The sequence below is a fragment of the Gilliamella sp. CG25 genome (assembly GCF_046635705.1).
Classification (GTDB): domain Bacteria; phylum Pseudomonadota; class Gammaproteobacteria; order Enterobacterales; family Orbaceae; genus Gilliamella; species Gilliamella apicola_I.
In genome coordinates, this window is record NZ_JBIDFJ010000012.1 from 28340 (window position 1) to 46170 (window position 17831).

Here is a 17831-nt window from a genome sequence, read left to right on the forward strand (position 1 = left end):
TTCAGCAAATTTATTTATTGGCTAAATGATCAACGTTATTATAAAACTTAACCGAAAATTGCCCTTTAAGCTGATTTTCATCTTGTTTATAGTTAACCACACTGATACTTGTATTTAACATACGTGGAAAATACGCTTCATCACGGTGTAAACGCCAGTCTCCTCCATTTAAAACACAAAGTAGTATCCGTAATACTGTGCCATGAGAAACAACTAAAATATTACCGGTATCTTGCTTAGTATTTTCGATAATGGTCTTTAATGCTCGCTCCATACGTGCCAAAACTTGTTGATAATTTTCACCTTGATTGACTGTTGCATCAAAGTTAGCAGGATCAGTGAGATAAGTGTTAAATTCCGGAAATGCTTTTTTTAATGTCGGCACATGTTTACCTTCCCAAATACCAAAATCCATTTCGCATAAATCTGAAAGTTCAGCTGTTGGAATAACATTTACATTTTCATTGATGATATAGTCTCGAGTTTCCATTGCACGCTGTTGAGTACTTGAATAAGCCTGTATGAACGGAATATCTTTAAGGTACTTTCCTGTCACCTTTGCACCTAAAATTCCTTCTTCTGTCAAAGGGGAATTCTGTGAGCCTTGCATTTGATCTTTAATATTCCATTCCGTCTGACCGTGTCTAATTAAATATAAATTGATATCTTTCATTGGTGCTAACTACCTTATTTATTTTTTAAATTATGCTTGTTTAAATTTATCTTTTCTAAGCTGAGTTAAACAAGCTTGCAATGTGGCATCCATTGGGGCTTGTAATAGCATTTCTTGCTGGGTTTTAGGATGAATAAATTTTACACTCGCCGCATGTAAAAAAAGACGGTTGAGTGTAGTATGTGATAATAATGCATCAAATTGGCGATCCCCATAACGATCATCAAAAGCAATCGGATGATTAGCATATTGCGTATGAATTCGAATTTGATGAGTACGGCCTGTTACAGGACTGGCTTTTATCAACGTGGCAAACTCAAATCGTTCTTCTACTTTAAAACGTGTTTCTGAAGGTTTTCCTTCTTTATCAACTTTCACCACTCGTTCACCACTTTTGAGCACATTTTTTAGCAATGGTGCTTGAATCACTTTACATTCAGAAGACCAATTGCCTTTCACTAACGCTAAATAATTTTTTTGCATCTGCTTTAAACGAAGCTGTTCATGCAACGCTTTTAATGCAGAGCGTTTTTTAGCAATCAACAGTACCCCTGATGTTTCACGATCGATACGATGCACCAACTCTAAAAATTTTGCTTCAGGCCTTAACGCGCGTAATCCTTCAATCACACCAAAACTTAAACCACTGCCACCATGCACCGCAATGCCCGAAGGTTTGTTGATAGCTAAAATCATCTCATCTTCATAAATAATTGCCTTTTCTAATTCGGCCACTTTATTTAATTTTGTTGAGATTTCGGGTGTGGCTTTTTCAGCAACTCGAATAGGAGGAATACGAACTTCATCGCCAATATTCAATTTGTATTCTGGCTTAATACGTTTTTTATTCACTCGCACTTCACCTTTGCGTAATATACGATAGATCATACTCTTTGGTACACCTTTCAAATAGGTGAGTAAAAAGTTATCAATACGTTGAGTCGCATTTTCTTCAGATATAGTCACAAAAGTAACATTTAATTTTTTTTGTGGAGCGTTTGTGTGCATAAGAGATGATTAGTCCGCTATCAATGAGTAAAAGTCGTTTACATTATTCTTAAATAATCTACACTAATCTTAATTATAATTAGGTAGTTTTTTTCAGTATAATAAAAGCAAAACAATTATAACGGAATCTGGGAGAATAAAATAGTATGTTATCGCTGCTTAATCAGTACTCACGTAGAAGGTTTGCTTGGTTTTTACTTTTTCTTTCAACCGTTGTTTTTGAATTAATTGCTCTACATTTTCAATACAATTTAGGTCTTGCACCCTGTACATTGTGCATTTATCAACGTTGTGCAATATTTGGTATCATGATAGCAAGCTTTATTGGATTTCTGGCTCCTCGCAAAACATCTTTTCGTCTAGCTGGTATTTTTATTTGGCTTATTAGTGCATTTCAAGGTTTTCGATTAGCAAAATTCCATGCACAACTACAGTTCGAGCCAAGCTTTGGTGATACATGTTCAATTAAAACTGAATTTCCATCCTGGTTACCTTTAGATACTTGGTTACCTGAAGTATTTAGTGCTTATGGTTCTTGCTCTGAAAAAATCTGGTCATTTTTAACGATTGAAATGTCACAATGGATGATCATCATTTTTGCTTGCTATTTTATTGTGGGTCTGATCATATTGTTTATGCAGCTCTTTTCACCGAAAGAATCAACATGGCATAAGTAAACAATTTATAGAACTGGCACTTTTTGTTGATTTTGCTAGAATATATGGCAATTTTTAGTTATTAATTGTCATATTTAAATGCTTTTGGAATATCATCCCCCTACTGATCCTTGGCTGTCAATTTTATATCAAGACGATCATATCGTTGTTGTTAACAAACAACCGGGAATCTTATCGGTTTCTGGTAATAAACCACAATTTATTGACAGTATCATTCATCGTTTGCAACAAAAATATAGTTATGTGGAATCGGTACACCGTTTAGATATGGCAACCAGTGGCATTATGGTTGCCGCATTATCTAAACTAGCCGATCGAGAAATTAAAAAACAATTTCGAGAACGTATTCCTAAAAAGACCTATATCGCGGTTGTGCATGGACATGTTGAGCAAGACACCGGAGCTGTTGAATTACCACTGATTTGTGATTGGCCAAATCGTCCTAGACAAATGGTAGATAAGGAAAATGGCAAATATGCATTAACAGAGTATCAAGTTATTGCAAGAAATCCCGATAATACAACTCGCATTAAATTATTTCCATTTACAGGACGCTCTCATCAACTGCGTGTGCATATGCAAGCTATTGGTCATCCAATTTTAGGCGATAAATTTTATGCCCATCCAGAAGCTTTCTCGATGTCAAAAAGATTACTATTGCATGCACAATTATTAACAATTAATCATCCTAAATCAGGTGAAAACATGACTTTTACTTGTGATCCTGAATTTTAAATAAGTAAATATAAAAAACACTCATTATGTTTAATCAATCAGCTCAAATATTAAGCCAATAGGTTAAGGAACCTTTATGCAAAAAATTGTTTTAGCAACCAATAATCAGGGTAAAGTCAATGAATTACAAAATTTACTGGCTGATGCGGGTTTTGATATCATCGCACAAAGTCAGTTTAATCTCCCTGATGCCGATGAAACAGGTTTAACATTTGTCGAAAATGCCATTATAAAAGCCAGATATGCTGCAAAATTAACTGGGTTACCCGCCATAGCCGATGATTCAGGGTTAGTTGTGGAAGCACTTAATGGTGAACCGGGTATCTATTCTGCACGTTATGCAGGTGAGCACGGTAATGATGAAAGTAATAATCAAAAATTATTACAAGCATTACAACCTATTCCTCAAGAAAAGCGTTCCGCATATTTTTATTGTGCTCTAGTTTTTATGCGTCATGAAAACGATCCTACTCCCATCATCTGTTTAGGCAAATGGAATGGCTTAATCTTAAATGAATTAAAAGGTAAAGGCGGTTTTGGTTATGATCCCTTATTTTATGTGCCAGAACTAAATTGTACTGCCGCTGAGCTGACTAAAGAACACAAAAGCCAAATTTCCCACAGAGGGCAAGCTCTTAAACAATTGATTAAAGAAATAAAAACTAAATATTAAAAATATTTAGTTTGTTGTAATATTGTTTATATTCCAAATTGCAAGTTTACGAATAAACGTTATATACTTACATGCATCAATTATATCGGAGTTGAAATTGTGATCCTACTGATAGTAAGTGGCCGTTCAGGTTCAGGAAAATCGATTGCATTACGTGCGTTAGAAGACATGGGTTTTTATTGTGTTGATAATATTCCTGTTGCTTTATTACCACAATTAGCTGATTCACTCAAAAATAATAAAACCCCTGTTGCTGTGAGTATTGATATCCGTAATTTACCAATCAATTTTGATTTTGATAAAGATATATTTCAACGTTTACCTCAATCTGTTTCGCCTGAGATAATTTTTTTTGATTGTAGCCGTAATACGCTTATCCGTCGTTATAGTGAAACAAGACGAATTCACCCATTGGCTAATCAGCAATTTTCCCTTGAAGAAGCCATCGATCAAGAAGAAAAGTATTTAGAACCCTTAAAATCTCATGCCAGTTTAATGATTAATACTGATAATCTTTCCGTGCATGAATTATCAGATATTTTACGATCTCGTATTTTAGGCAAAAAAGAGCGTGAACTCACCATGATTTTTGAATCATTTGGTTTTAAGCATGGTTTACCGGTGGATGCAGATTTTGTCTTTGATGTTCGTTTTTTACCGAATCCACACTGGGATGTATCGTTAAGACCACTAACAGGATTAGATGATCCGGTCAAAAACTATCTATTAAAACATGATGAAGTGACCAATTTTATTTATCAAACTGCAGATTATTTAAAAAATTGGTTACCAATGTTAGAAAAAAACAATCGAAGTTATTTAACTATTGCAATTGGTTGCACAGGTGGTCAACACCGTTCCGTGTTCATTGCTGACCAGTTAGCTGATATTTTTCGAGCTCAAAATAAACAAGTCCAAGTCCGTCACCGTACTTTAGAGAAGAAGTAATTATTGCTGAATTATTGATAAATAATAGATTTCATAACCTATTTTTTCAAATATTTTGTATATATCTTTGAAGGTTAATGTTGGTTTTTCGGGTAAGGATTCTGGATGAATTAATTGACTAAGTTTAACAAGTTGTATATCTGAAGGTAATTCGGACAGCTTTTTTGTTAAGACGTTCACCGTTTGTGGATAAGGATGACCAATAACAATTGCTTGCCCCTTTTTTCGGGCTAATTCAATAGCAATATCAAATTGGTAAGCAATGGCATTTTCATTCTGTTTATCATCAAGAAAAACATCTCGTACAAGAACAGGTATATTATAGTTTTGAGCCGCATTCATTACCTGCGTTTTACCTATTGTTTTGCTGTCTAAATAGAAGAATGAATAATGGCTAAGTGCTTTCATAACATGCTCCATACCTTTAAGGTCAGATGTCATTAAACTTCCCATATGATTATTCACGCCAATTGCATAAGGTACGCGCTTAACAGCATTGGCAATAATTTGATTAACTTCTTCTTCCCCCATATAAGGAAATAGTGTCTCTTTTTCTAACGGTTGTTTAGATAATGGTGCCATGGGTAAGTGAATAATCACCTCATTACCTTGTTTATTTGCTAAGGTAGACATCTGTTTGGCATGGGGTGAATAAGGCAAGACTGCAATCGTAATATTAGGTGATAGTGAAATAATTTTTTGTTCATTTTGCTGACGATAACCGAAGTCATCAATAACAATAGCCAGTTGTGAAGCAAGTCCATTATTAATAGGGAATAATAACAGACTCATAAAAACTAAACTTACACAGCGTACAATCATTTTAACCATCCACTCGGATCTAGCGCTTTACCATCACGCCGAATTTCAAAATAAAGTCCGGGATTATTTTGACCACCACTCGAGCCAACAATTGCAATTGATTGACCGGTTTTAATTTTATCCCCAACTCCCACTAAAACACGCTGATTATATCCATATAAGCTCATGTCGCCTTTTCCGTGCTCCAAAACCACCATAAATCCATAGCCTTGTAGCCAACTGGCTAATAACACTCTTCCATCAGCAATTGCTTTGACTTTCACACCATTTTTCGCATTAATGACCATACCTTTCCAGTATAATTCGCCCTGTAATGCCTCACCAAATCGATGTGCCACACTCCCACTTACCGGCCAATTAAATTGATGAGCCGGTTTGCCAATACCACTCACTCTTGCCATGAGTGATTGTTCATCTGAGCTCAGTGTATAGTTATTATTTTTTTGTTTTTCTTCAATACTTTTAGCTTGCCTTGCCTCTTCTTCTGCAATACGTTGGCTTTCTTTTTCTGCTTGAGCGATTTTTGCTTGCAACTTCGCTTCGTTTTCACGTAGTTGCGCTAATTTTTGTTGATTCTGTTGCATAGATGATTCAAGCGATACTATCGTTTTTTTACGATTTTGACGATTTTTTTCAAGTCTCAATTGTTCTTGCTTTTGTCTATTTTGTAATACTTTATGAGAGGACTCTTTTTTTTGCAAAGCAGCTTTTTTTTCACTTAATTGTAATTGGGTCTGTTTAAGCTCATTAATTAATTGCTCTCGAGCTTGGTTAATGTATCCGTAATACTGAATAATTCGTTCGTTACGTTCACCCTTTTCCCCCGAAAATACCAGTTCTAATCCACTATTTTTACCAATTTTAAATGCACCAATTAATTGTTTAGCTAACACTGCTCGTTGCTGTGTTTGCTTATTAACCAGCTCATCTATCTGGTCAATCATTATATGAATTTCTTGATTAAGTTTTTTTAACGATAAATCATTTTTTTCAATTGAGGTCAACAAAATTGCTATTTCGGTTTCTTGCTGTTTAAGGTCTTTGACTAATTGAGTGCGTTGTTTATTTTGTTCTGCTATTCGATTTTCTTGTTCTTCAATTGAACGACGCAAAGACTCTAGCCTCTGATTATCATCAGCGTGCAAAAAACTAACATTGATTAATGTTATAAAAATAACGACAACAATTTTTTGATAAATAGACATGGTGTTTTATTTTAGATTTATTACCAAGCAATAATGATAATGTCACTATACCGACAAATAGGTAAAGATGCAAAATGTAAACCACATTAAGATAGTTAAGTAATATATTATGATATGAAGCGATTAGACATTTCACAAGCACTCATAAAAAGTATAAAATACAGCACTGTTTTAAATATCGAAAAAATCAATTCAACCATAAAGACAACATCATGCAAAAGTTTAATGTCAAAACCTTTCAAGGTTTAATACTTACGTTACAAGATTACTGGGCTAATCAAGGTTGTACAGTGATTCAACCCTTAGATATGGAAGTGGGTGCAGGTACATCACATCCAATGACCTGTTTACGTGCGCTTGGACCTGAGCCAATTAATGCTGCTTATGTTCAGCCTTCTCGTCGCCCTACTGATGGTCGTTATGGTGAAAATCCAAATAGGCTACAACATTATTATCAATTCCAAGTTATTTTAAAACCTTCACCCGATAATATCCAAGAACTTTATTTAGGTTCGTTAAAGGAGCTTGGTCTAGATCCAACAATCAATGATATTCGCTTTGTTGAAGACAATTGGGAAAACCCAACCTTAGGTGCCTGGGGGCTTGGCTGGGAAGTGTGGTTAAATGGTATGGAAGTAACCCAATTTACTTATTTTCAACAAGTCGGTGGACTTGAATGTAAGCCAGTAACAGGTGAAATAACGTATGGTTTAGAACGACTAGCCATGTATATTCAAGGCGTCGATAGTGTTTACGATTTGATTTGGAGTGATGGAGCATTCGGTAAAACGACTTATGGCGATGTTTTCCATCAAAACGAAGTTGAACAATCAACTTATAATTTTGAATATGCGAATACTGACTTCTTATTTTACTGTTTTGAACAACACGAAAAAGAAGCAAAATTTTTGCTTGAGTTAGAAAAGCCACTTCCTTTACCAGCTTATGAACGTATTTTAAAGGCCGCTCACTGTTTTAATTTACTTGATGCCCGTAAAGCCATTTCGGTTACAGAGCGACAACGCTATATATTACGTATTCGAACATTAACTAAAATGGTTGCTGAAGCCTATTATGCATCACGTGAAGCGCTCGGTTTCCCTATGTGCCAAAATTCACCTTCAAGCGAAAGTGCATCATCTAAGTAGGAATATATATTATGCAAAAAACATTTTTAGTGGAAATTGGTACAGAAGAGTTACCACCAAAATCGCTCCGCACTTTGGCTGAAAGTTTTGCGGCTAATTTTATCGAACAACTGGATAATGCAAATTTAGAACATGGTGAAGTCCTTTGGTATGCATCACCAAGACGTTTAGCATTAAAAGTATTAAATCTGAATGATACTCAACCTGATAGCCAAATCGTTAAACGAGGCCCCGCAGTAAGTGCAGCATTCGATCAAGCAGGAAATCCAACGAAAGCCGCAGAAGGTTGGGCTCGTGGTTGTGGTATTACGGTTGATCAAGCAGAACGAATACAAACAGATAAAGGGGAATGGCTTTCTTATACACAAAATCAAAAAGGACAGCCTGTTGTCAATTTGTTATGTGATATGGTTAAAAATGCTTTAAACAAATTACCAATACCAAAACCAATGCGCTGGGCAGCCCGTCAAGTTGAATTTATTCGCCCAAGCCATACTGTGACGATGTTATATGGTGATGAACTGGTACCCGGTACTATTTTAGACATTGATTCCGCACGGGTGATCCGTGGACACCGTTTTATGGGTGAACAGGAGTTTACTATCGATAATGCCGATCAATATCCTGAAATTTTAGAACAACGCGGTAAAGTTATTGCTGATTATGATAAACGTAAATTAATTATCCAACAACAAGCAGAAGCCGCAGCGGCAAAACTTAATGGTAAAGCGGATTTAACAGACAGTTTATTAGAAGAAGTCTCTTCATTGGTTGAGTGGCCGGTTGTTTTAACAGCAAAATTTGAAGAACGTTTTTTAGACGTCCCAGCCGAATCACTTGTTTATACTATGAAAGGCGATCAAAAATACTTCCCTGTTTATGATAAACAAGGAAAATTGCTACCGAATTTTATTTTTGTTGCTAATATTGAGTCAAAAGATCCGCAAGTGGTCATTGCCGGTAATGAAAAAGTGGTTCGTCCACGTTTAGCCGATGCTGAGTTTTTCTATAAAACAGATTTAAAACAGCGTTTAGAAGATCGCTTACCTCGCCTTGAAACGGTATTATTTCAACAACAGTTGGGGACTGTAAAAGATAAAGCATTACGTATTGAATCATTGTCAGGTTTCATTGCTGAGCAAATTGGTGCAGATGTAGCGCAAGCAAAACGTGCAGGAAAATTGACTAAATGCGATTTAGTCACGAACACTGTTTTCGAGTTTCCTGAAACGCAAGGGATTATGGGACGTTATTTAGCCCTTAAAGATGGTGAAAGTGTTGAAGTCGCCACCGCCATAGAAGAACAGTATAAACCTCGTTTTGCCGGTGATGAGTTGCCAAGTACAGCTGTTTCTTGTGCTGTTTCAATCGCTGAAAAAATGGATACTTTAGCCGGTATTTTTGGTATTGGGCAACACCCTAAAGGCGATAAAGATCCCTTTGCACTGCGACGTGCGGCTATTGGTGTTTTAAGAATCATTGTAGAAAAAAACTTACCGTTAGATCTTATTGCGTTATCTGAATTTGCCGTTTCATTATATGGTGATAAATTAAATAACCAAAATGTTGTAACTGATATTGTTAGTTTTATGCAGGGTCGTTTTCGTGCTTGGTATCAAGAACTTGGTTTCACCATTGATACTATTCAAGCCGTATTGGCTCTTAATCCTACCAAACCAGCCGATTTTGATGCGCGTGTAAAAGCCGTAACACATTTTAGAACACTGCCAGAAGCATCATCATTAGCTGAAGCAAATAAACGAGTATCGAATATATTGTCTAAAGCAGAACTAGCAATTCCTGATAGTGTTAATGCTTCATTGCTTGAAGCTGGTGCAGAAGGAGAGTTAGCAAAACATGTTGCGGTGTTAATGGATAAATTAGCCCCATATTTTAATCAAGGACGGTATCAAGATGCCCTCGTTGAGTTATCTACGCTTAAAGCACCCGTTGATGAATTTTTTGCTTCAGTTATGGTCATGGTTAATGATGAAAAAATAAAACTTAATCGTTTATCATTATTGAAAAAACTACAAAGTTTATTTTTAAAAGTTGCAGATATCTCATTATTACAATCATAATAAATATATATCAACACTTGTGGTAGCCTATTTTGGTTACCACTTAATGACTTAGAGCTAAAAAATGCAAACCGAATTATCCTTTTCTCGATTGTTAAATGAAACAATTAATTTTATTAGAAATCGTTTTCAGCCAATCATTATCATCTGTTTTTTAATCAGTGCCACTACCACACCAATTTTAAATAATTTATTTGATAAACAACTTTTTCAGCAATTATCTAACCAATCTCCCTATGCCGTGTTATTGCAATTATTAAAACCAGCAATGATTTATATGGTGATAAATTTTATGACACAGGCGATTATACTTGCTGTGATATATAATTATTCAATCAGCAATAAATTTAATTTCAATTTAATATTGTCCCGTTTGTTACCAAACATATTAAATTTAATCGGTTTAAATTTAGTTTGTGCATGTTTAATCGTTACTGGGTTAATATTTATGTTATTAATATGCTCAGTTTTGAATCTGATTTTACCCATCCAAATCATGAATCTTTTAATTTTAACGGTCACGATTGTTGTTATGATTGTTATATCGATAGTTTATTTCCAATTCAATAGTTTAATTATTGAACCTTCAACAAAAGATTTTTTCCAAAAATTTATAGACTGTTTTACACACACGTTAATGTATTGGCGATTAACCTTACCAATGTTTTTAATCTACTTTTTAGCTATATTTTTATTGTCACATTGGGCAATTTCAATTACATCGCTGATGATAAATATTATCTATTCAACAATAATAATATTTGCAAATATCTTTATGATATGTTTCCTTTATCGTCTCAATATGCTATTAAAAAACCAGCATAAAACCCATTAAAAAACAAAGCAAAATATCAATTAATTATTTAAAATTATCCACTATTCTTTTTAATCACTCTATTAAAAAATTTATAGAGTGATTAAAATTAAATGATACCCTATCATTTTGAATTACAGGGGATATTGATATGACACCAGCGATTAACCAACTAAAAAAATTAAAAATTCAATTTAAAATTCATCAATATGAACACGACCCTAATACAACTAATTACGGTCAAGAAGCTGTCAATAAACTTGATCCAACATTAAATGTGATTGCCGATCAAATTTTTAAAACGCTTGTTGTAAGTTTAAACAACAATGACAAAACATTAGCTGTTTGCGTATTACCTGTTAATAAACATTTAGATCTTAAAAAAAGTAGCAAAAGCATTTAACTGTAAAAAGATTGATTTAACTCATCCTAATATAGCTGAAAAAACGACAGGCTATTTGGTTGGAGGAATCAGTCCATTAGGTCAGAAAAAACGTCTACCCACATTAATTGATATTAGCGCAAATTATTTAAACACTATGTTGGTATCAGGCGGAAAAAGAGGATTAGAAATTGAAATGGCACCTAGTGATTTACTTACAGTATTAAATGCTAAATTTATAGAAATTACATCTTAGCTTAATTAAATAATATTAACTAACAAACACAGATTAAATGTAAGATATTTTAAACGCATTGTAATGCATTGATACGTTTTAATCATTTTTTTAAATAGAAAGGTCATGAAACGATGTTCCATGACCTAGCGTTATTAATTGTCAAAAAAACATTTTCGACAATTTAAAAAAACTATTTGATTGCTTCTTTAAGACTTTTACCTGATACGAAAGCAGGTACTTTGCTTGCAGCAATTTTGATTTCTTTACCGGTTTTAGGATTACGACCCGTGCGTGCTTTACGAGCATTAACTTTAAATGTACCGAAACCAACTAATTGTACTGGTTCGCCAGCTTTTAATGATTCAGTAATAGCTGCTAATGTAGCTTCTAACGCAGTTTTAGCTGCAACTTTAGTAATATCAGCTTTACTAGCAATTGCATCGACAAGTTCTGTTTTATTCATGGAAATATCCTTACATATTTATTTTATTGTTAAAGTTAACATAATAAAGAAAGTTAATTACATAACTTTCCAACTGTAAACAACATTTAGGTTACATTACTATTAAATGTAGTCTATATTGCTCTAATATAAAAGAAAAATTTATTAAAAAATAAAAAAATCATGGCTGGAACGCTTTAATTGCTTAAAAAAACACCAATATTGCTCATTTGTGACGTCCGAATTTCTGCTTTTAGACCTTTTATTAAATCTTCCATTTCATTTTTTTCATCGCGTAATAATCGGAAAATTTCCCATTGCAAATCAAATTCATCAATTACACTAGGTAATTGCTGTTGTTCATCCTCTGAAAGTAAAATATTTTCTTTTGTCATCTCAAATTCAGCAATAGTTGTCGCTGAGATACTACTTACTTTAGCGGTGTGTTCAGCAATATCACCACTTAAATACGAGTGTAACAACTCGCTAAGTGCCTGACATGCATCAATAGCAGGATAGACCATATAAGGGCTTTCATTAGTAAAAACAGGAATGATAGCTTCTAATTTTTCTAGCTGTAAATCAAAGTTTATTTTTACATCATAGACTAATAAGGATTCCCATATTAAATCAAGTATTTTTTTGTAATTTTTACTATCTTCTTGATTATCAACTTGTTTGCAGTAGTAAACAAAGTTAGGGTACATTCGTTCACACAAACAAACCATAAATAAACGTTGTTGCCATTCAGGCAATTTTTCCATTCTTAATTGAATTGGGTTTTTAATCATGATGAAACCTTTTTGATTGACGATGAACCGCGTCAATTAAATATTGTACATGTTCTAGCGGAATATCTTGATGAATACCATGTCCTAAATTAAAAACATGCCCATTATGATAGCCAAATTCCGATAACACAGCATCTACATTCGCTTTGATTATTTGCTTATCAGCATATAATACTGAAGGATCAAGATTACCTTGTACCGCTATTTGTCCTTTTTGTGGCACGTTATTTAGATCAACTGTCCAATCAACACCTATCGCATCACATCCCGAGTTTATAATATTTTCTAGCCATAATCCGCCACCTTTAGTAAATAAGGTTACAGGTACATAAGAAGTGATATTTTGACTCTTTTTACCTTGTTTTAATTGCGATAAGATTAATTTCATATAATCTAATGAAAACGTTTGATAGCTTTGATGACTTAGCACCCCGCCCCAAGTATCAAATATCATTATCGACTGCGCACCAGCTTCAATTTGGGCATTTAAATATATAGCGACACTGTTAGCCAGTTTTTCAAGTAATAGGTGCAGTGCCTTAGGATCACTATACAGCATTTTTTTTATTTTAGTAAAAGCTTTACTACTACCACCTTCAATCATATAGGTAGCGAGTGTCCACGGACTACCCGAAAATCCAATTAATGGTACTGTTCCGTCGAGTTCTTTTTTGGTTAGCCGAATAGCATCCATCACATATCTTAATGATTGCTCTGGATCAGGAATGGGGAGTTGCTGAATATCAGATAGACACTGAATTGATTGCTTAAATTTTGGGCCTTCTCCTGTTTCAAAATACAAACCAAGCCCCATTGCATCAGGAATAGTTAATATATCAGAAAAAATAATGGCGGCATCAAGATCAAATCTTTTCAGTGGCTGCAAAGTCACTTCACAAGCTAAATCGGGAGTTTGACACATCGTCATAAAATCCCCTGCTTTAGCTCTTAAATCACGATATTCAGGTAAATAACGCCCAGCTTGGCGCATCATCCACACAGGCGTGTAATCAACAGGTAAACACTGTAAAGCTCGTAAATAACGATCATTTTTTAGTTGATACATAGCATCGACTCTTTTAGTTGTTATGACAATTGATCCAAACGTTTAAAGTTAACATCTTATTTTAACATTTTATATGCTTATATAATCGATTATTTATGAGGTTGAGAAAGCACATTTTGTGCATAACGGATCAATGTTTCAGAAATATTTTGCATCACACTACTTTCAGGGGCAAATCGATGCCAATAAAGCATTCGTCTTTGATAAAGACCTTCTGTCAAATTGACAAGTTCTCCCGTTTTCAACTCTTGTTCAACTTGAAGTTTTGGTAACATACAACAAGCCGAACCTTGTTTGGCTAGCTGAACAAATGCTTCAGAAGAACTGGTTATATGACAGACGACACTTCCTGGCGTAAGATTAAAATTCTCTTGTAAAAAAGCTTGATGCATATCATCTAAATGGTCAAAAGCTACCGCTGGTGCTTTTAACAAGGAAGAACGGGTAACCCCATTAGGAAAATATTTTTTAGCAAAATCTGGCGACGCAACAAAAATATAGTCTAAGGCGCCTAACATATCTGACAAGCAACCCGGTAATGGATTGGCTTGAATACTGATTGCGGCCACAACCGTACCAAGTCGCAATAATTCTAATGTATGCTCTTCATCTTTAACTTGGATATCAAAACGTAAAATATTTTTATCTAACACGGGTTTTAACGCAGGTAAAAGCCAGGTTGCGAGTGAATCCGCGTTGATTGCAATCGATAACGACAATGGTGTCGGATTTTGATCGTTATCGCCTAACCATTGTTGTTCGAGTAATTCTACTTGATGCAATAAACCTAAAAGATGTTCCCCTTGCTTGGTCGCTTTGGGCGGAATGGTTCTGACTAAAAGCTGCTGACCAAAAAAACTTTCAAGTTGCTTGATGCGTTGTGAAACCGCCGGTTGTGTAATACACAATTTATCGGCTGCTCTTTCAAAACCTCGCTCTTTTATTACTGCATCTAATGCTTGTAATGCTCTATAATCTGGACGCTTCATAATCTCTTTACGAATAATGGGATCTTTGCTTGAATACTCAAACCTTTTAGAACCGGCTAATTTTTTAAATAGATCTAAAACTTAATATATTTTATTAAAATACTAATGATTTTTGCTTTCCAAACGGTTACTATGCCATATCTTCAGTAATTTTGCTTTCAAAATTTTATTTTTTTGAATAAAAATTATTTAAAACTACGGTGATATTATGACGCAAGATGAATTAAAAAAAGCGGTCGGCTGGTCTGCTTTAAAGTTTGTAAAACCCAACTCATTAGTTGGAGTTGGAACAGGGTCAACAGCCGCACATTTTATTGATGCTTTAGCAACGATTAAAGGTCAAATTAAAGGAACGGTTTCAAGTTCAGAAGCTTCCACCCAAAAACTACTCAGCTATGGTATCCCCGTACTTGATTGTAATGAAGTCGATAGTTTGGATGTTTATGTTGATGGCGCAGATGAAATTAATTATCAGATGCAGATGATAAAAGGTGGAGGAGCTGCACTCACGCGCGAAAAAATTGTTTCAGCATTGGCTAAACAGTTTATTTGTATTGTTGATGAATCAAAAGTTGTCAATGTATTAGGTAAATTTCCTTTACCCATTGAAGTCATTCCAATGGCTAGATCATACGTTGCACGTGAGTTATTTAAACTGGGTGGAAAACCCGTTTATCGTCAGGGCGTGGTGACTGATAATGGCAATGTTATTTTAGACATTCATGATTTAGTCATCACAAACCCAATTGAATTAGAAAATTGTATTAATAATATTCCAGGTGTCGTCACAGTTGGTTTGTTTGCTAACCGAGGTGCAAACATTGCATTAGTCGGTTCAAGTTCAGGTGTCAAAGAGTTAACATTAAACCGTTGTTCAAATTAAATTGAGTGTTATTATTAAAGTTTTACGCATTGATGTGGTATATGGAAAGAGAGGAAAAGATGGTTGTTCAGGCTTTAACTAAAGATGAAAATAAGTTTTTATTACTTGAAGGTGTTCACCCTAGTGCCGTTGAGGTACTCAAATCCGCAGGTTTTACAAATATAGAATATCTTAAAAGCGCCTTATCCCCTACCGAACTTAAAACAGCCTTAAAAGATGTCCGCTTCATAGGAATTCGCTCAAGAACTCATTTAACCGAAGATATTATTAATTCAGCACCTAAATTAGCCGGTATTGGTTGTTTTTGTATAGGCACGAATCAAGTTGATCTCGATGCTGCAACTGTTAAAGGTATTCCTGTTTTTAACGCTCCATTTTCGAATACGCGATCTGTTGCTGAGCTTGTTTTAGCCGAAGCCATATTATTACTTCGACGAGTACCAGAAGCCAATGCTCAAGCTCATCAAGGTAAATGGAATAAAATAGCGACGGGATCTCATGAAGCTAGAGGTAAAAATCTAGGTATTATTGGCTATGGTCACATAGGTAGCCAATTAAGTATATTGGCTGAATCATTGGGAATGAATGTCTATTTTTATGATATTGAAACAAAATTACCTTTAGGCAATGCAAAACAGGTAGCAAGCATGAATGAATTACTCGCAATGAGTGATATTGTCAGTATGCATGTCCCTGAAAACCCAACCACAATCAGAATGATCAGCAAAAATGAGATCGATCAAATGAAATCAGGTGCGATATTAATTAATGCATCACGCGGTAAAGTTATCGATCTTGATGCATTAACTGATGCTTTAAAAGCCAATAAAATTAGTGGTGCCGCCATTGATGTATTTCCGACCGAACCAGCAAGTAATAATGATCCATTTGAATCGCCATTATGTGAATTCGATAATGTCATTATCACTCCGCATATTGGTGGTTCTACCAGCGAAGCTCAAGAAAACATTGGTATCGAAGTGGCGACTAAATTGGCTAAATATTCCGACACAGGTGCGACCCTGTCAGCTGTTAATTTTCCTGAAGCTTCTTTACCTATTCCGGCTAAAGGATCGAGTCGATTTATCAATATTCACCATAATCAACCCGGTGTATTAACCGCAATCAATACTTTGTTTGCAGAACAAGGTTTAAATATTTCGGCTCAATACCTACAAACGGATCCTAAAATTGGCTATGTAGTTATTGATATCGATAGGGTTGAACAAAGTAAAGCTGAAGAGTTATTAATTAAACTCAAAAATGTCGCAGGGACTATCAGAGCAAGATTACTATTTTAACTAAAGAAAATTATCAATTAAAGGGTTATTGATCATGGGTTTTGGTTTCTAACGTATCTCAATATATATATATTGAGATTACGTAAGAAGCCAAATACTCCAGAAATTTAATTCCACATTCAATCAAACTTTAGTATTAATCTATTTATCAACTACTTTAACTTTAATAACATTGATACCCCGTTGTATCAAAGCATCATAATATTTATCATCTAAATGATCATCAGTGATGATAGTATCCACTGCATCTAAATCACAAACAACATTTGGGCTTCGTCGTCCAAACTTTGAAGAATCCGCTAATAAAATCAGTTTGGCAGCAGCTTTACTCATTGCCACACTACCGTGATAACTTTCATTAAAAGTGGTTACCCCACCAACCAAATCCACGCCATCAGCACCCATAAACAGTTTATCAAATGAATAGGATTCAAATGCTGCAATAGCTGAAGCATTATTACTATGAAACGAAGCGGATTTACGACGAAATGTGCCACCTGTTAATATAATATTTTGGTCATTATCATTAGCAACGAGCTCATTCACCATATGTAAGCTGTTGGTCATGATAGTTAAATTATTGAATTGAGCTAGCATAGGAATCATTTGTGCAACGGTACTTCCTGCATCAAAAATAACAGAATCCCCGTCATGAATAAGTGTTGCCGCTTCCTGTGCTATTGCTTTTTTTTGTGCCGTATTAATATAAGTTTTGTGATCAATCGCACGGTCACCAATTTCGCGATTTAACATTGCACCACCATAAGTCCGTAGTACAAGCCCACTTTCATAGAGTTGAGTAAGATCTTTTCGAATAGTGGTACCCGTCGTTTGAAAATGGGTAGCTAGCTCATCAACACTCACTTGCCCATTTTTTTGCAGATATTCTAAGATTGCAGTTTGTCGTTGCCTTACTTTCATGATTGGAGTCCATTATTACTGTTCAATAACAGAA

17 protein-coding genes and 1 pseudogene are annotated in these 17831 nt (G+C 34.8%); 9 read left to right on the forward strand and 9 right to left on the reverse strand.

The window, feature by feature from the left end; all coding sequences use genetic code 11:
- Nucleotides 1–10: 10 nt before the first annotated feature.
- Nucleotides 11–673 (reverse strand): histidine phosphatase family protein, encoded by a 663-nt coding sequence (locus ACGH6P_RS09365; protein WP_411597335.1) that lies wholly within the window; start codon nucleotides 671–673, stop codon nucleotides 11–13.
- Between the two features lie 30 nt (nucleotides 674–703).
- Nucleotides 704–1681, reverse strand: coding sequence for a 23S rRNA pseudouridine(955/2504/2580) synthase RluC (gene rluC / locus ACGH6P_RS09370; RefSeq protein WP_065558396.1), 978 nt, complete (start codon nucleotides 1679–1681; stop codon nucleotides 704–706).
- A gap of 146 nt (nucleotides 1682–1827) precedes the next feature.
- Between rluC and dsbB the strand changes: the two genes are divergently transcribed.
- The 4 genes from dsbB (at nucleotide 1828) to rapZ (ending at nucleotide 4714) form a co-directional block, all read left to right on the forward strand.
- Nucleotides 1828–2358, forward strand: a complete 531-nt coding sequence (gene dsbB, locus ACGH6P_RS09375; protein ID WP_065558397.1) for a disulfide bond formation protein DsbB — start codon at nucleotides 1828–1830, stop codon at nucleotides 2356–2358.
- Nucleotides 2359–2436: 78 nt separating this feature from the next.
- The gene (gene rluA, locus ACGH6P_RS09380; protein ID WP_411597336.1) at nucleotides 2437–3093 is read left to right on the forward strand and encodes a bifunctional tRNA pseudouridine(32) synthase/23S rRNA pseudouridine(746) synthase RluA; all 657 of its coding nucleotides are present in this window, start codon (nucleotides 2437–2439) and stop codon (nucleotides 3091–3093) included.
- Nucleotides 3094–3169: 76 nt separating this feature from the next.
- Nucleotides 3170–3766 carry an XTP/dITP diphosphatase gene (locus ACGH6P_RS09385; RefSeq protein ID WP_267380244.1) on the forward strand — a complete coding sequence of 199 codons (597 nt, stop codon included), beginning with the start codon at nucleotides 3170–3172 and terminating at the stop codon, nucleotides 3764–3766.
- 99 nt (nucleotides 3767–3865) lie between these two features.
- Entirely contained in the window at nucleotides 3866–4714 is an 849-nt protein-coding gene (rapZ, locus tag ACGH6P_RS09390) for an RNase adapter RapZ (protein WP_267380246.1), read from the forward strand.
- On the opposite strand, the gene ACGH6P_RS09395 is transcribed toward rapZ, so the two are convergent.
- Both ACGH6P_RS09395 and envC read right to left on the reverse strand, forming a co-directional pair.
- On the reverse strand, nucleotides 4715–5536 hold the full coding sequence (locus tag ACGH6P_RS09395) for a divergent polysaccharide deacetylase family protein (RefSeq protein WP_411597337.1): 822 nt from the start codon (nucleotides 5534–5536) through the stop codon (nucleotides 4715–4717).
- Complete coding sequence (envC, locus tag ACGH6P_RS09400; RefSeq protein WP_411597338.1) at nucleotides 5533–6741, reverse strand: murein hydrolase activator EnvC; 1209 nt, start codon at nucleotides 6739–6741, stop codon at nucleotides 5533–5535. The genes ACGH6P_RS09395 and envC overlap by 4 nt, the downstream gene beginning before the upstream one ends.
- 212 nt (nucleotides 6742–6953) lie before the next feature.
- Here envC and glyQ point away from each other — a divergent pair, with 212 nt between their 5' ends.
- The 3 genes and pseudogenes from glyQ (at nucleotide 6954) to ybaK (ending at nucleotide 11422) form a co-directional block, all read left to right on the forward strand.
- The gene (gene glyQ / locus ACGH6P_RS09405; RefSeq protein ID WP_065558403.1) at nucleotides 6954–7889 is read left to right on the forward strand and encodes a glycine--tRNA ligase subunit alpha; all 936 of its coding nucleotides are present in this window, start codon (nucleotides 6954–6956) and stop codon (nucleotides 7887–7889) included.
- A gap of 8 nt (nucleotides 7890–7897) precedes the next feature.
- Nucleotides 7898–9970 (forward strand): glycine--tRNA ligase subunit beta, encoded by a 2073-nt coding sequence (glyS, locus tag ACGH6P_RS09410; protein WP_411597346.1) that lies wholly within the window; start codon nucleotides 7898–7900, stop codon nucleotides 9968–9970.
- A 965-nt stretch (nucleotides 9971–10935) separates the two neighbouring features.
- Nucleotides 10936–11422: pseudogene (gene ybaK, locus ACGH6P_RS09415) on the forward strand (Cys-tRNA(Pro) deacylase).
- Between the two features lie 172 nt (nucleotides 11423–11594).
- Here ybaK and ACGH6P_RS09420 read toward each other — a convergent pair.
- The 4 genes from ACGH6P_RS09420 to ACGH6P_RS09435 all read right to left on the reverse strand — a co-directional run bounded on the left by ACGH6P_RS09420 (nucleotide 11595) and on the right by ACGH6P_RS09435 (nucleotide 14692).
- Complete coding sequence (locus tag ACGH6P_RS09420; protein WP_065558407.1) at nucleotides 11595–11867, reverse strand: HU family DNA-binding protein; 273 nt, start codon at nucleotides 11865–11867, stop codon at nucleotides 11595–11597.
- Nucleotides 11868–12043: 176 nt separating this feature from the next.
- Complete coding sequence (locus tag ACGH6P_RS09425; protein WP_267350113.1) at nucleotides 12044–12637, reverse strand: YjaG family protein; 594 nt, start codon at nucleotides 12635–12637, stop codon at nucleotides 12044–12046.
- Nucleotides 12630–13703: a uroporphyrinogen decarboxylase gene (gene hemE / locus ACGH6P_RS09430; RefSeq protein ID WP_411597339.1), complete on the reverse strand. Its 1074-nt coding sequence runs from the start codon at nucleotides 13701–13703 to the stop codon at nucleotides 12630–12632. Before hemE ends, ACGH6P_RS09425 begins: the two co-directional genes overlap by 8 nt.
- A gap of 89 nt (nucleotides 13704–13792) precedes the next feature.
- A complete protein-coding gene (locus tag ACGH6P_RS09435; RefSeq protein ID WP_065558410.1) occupies nucleotides 13793–14692 on the reverse strand; it encodes a LysR family transcriptional regulator ArgP in 900 nt (299 codons plus the stop codon).
- 208 nt (nucleotides 14693–14900) lie between these two features.
- Between ACGH6P_RS09435 and rpiA the strand changes: the two genes are divergently transcribed.
- Entirely contained in the window at nucleotides 14901–15575 is a 675-nt protein-coding gene (rpiA, locus tag ACGH6P_RS09440; protein WP_267380256.1) for a ribose-5-phosphate isomerase RpiA, read from the forward strand.
- A 59-nt stretch (nucleotides 15576–15634) separates the two neighbouring features.
- Nucleotides 15635–16876, forward strand: coding sequence for a phosphoglycerate dehydrogenase (gene serA / locus ACGH6P_RS09445; protein ID WP_411597347.1), 1242 nt, complete (start codon nucleotides 15635–15637; stop codon nucleotides 16874–16876).
- Nucleotides 16877–17017: 141 nt separating this feature from the next.
- On the opposite strand, the gene srlR is transcribed toward serA, so the two are convergent.
- The gene (gene srlR / locus ACGH6P_RS09450; protein WP_267350121.1) at nucleotides 17018–17797 is read right to left on the reverse strand and encodes a glucitol operon DNA-binding transcriptional repressor SrlR; all 780 of its coding nucleotides are present in this window, start codon (nucleotides 17795–17797) and stop codon (nucleotides 17018–17020) included.
- Between the last annotated feature and the right edge of the window lie 34 nt (nucleotides 17798–17831).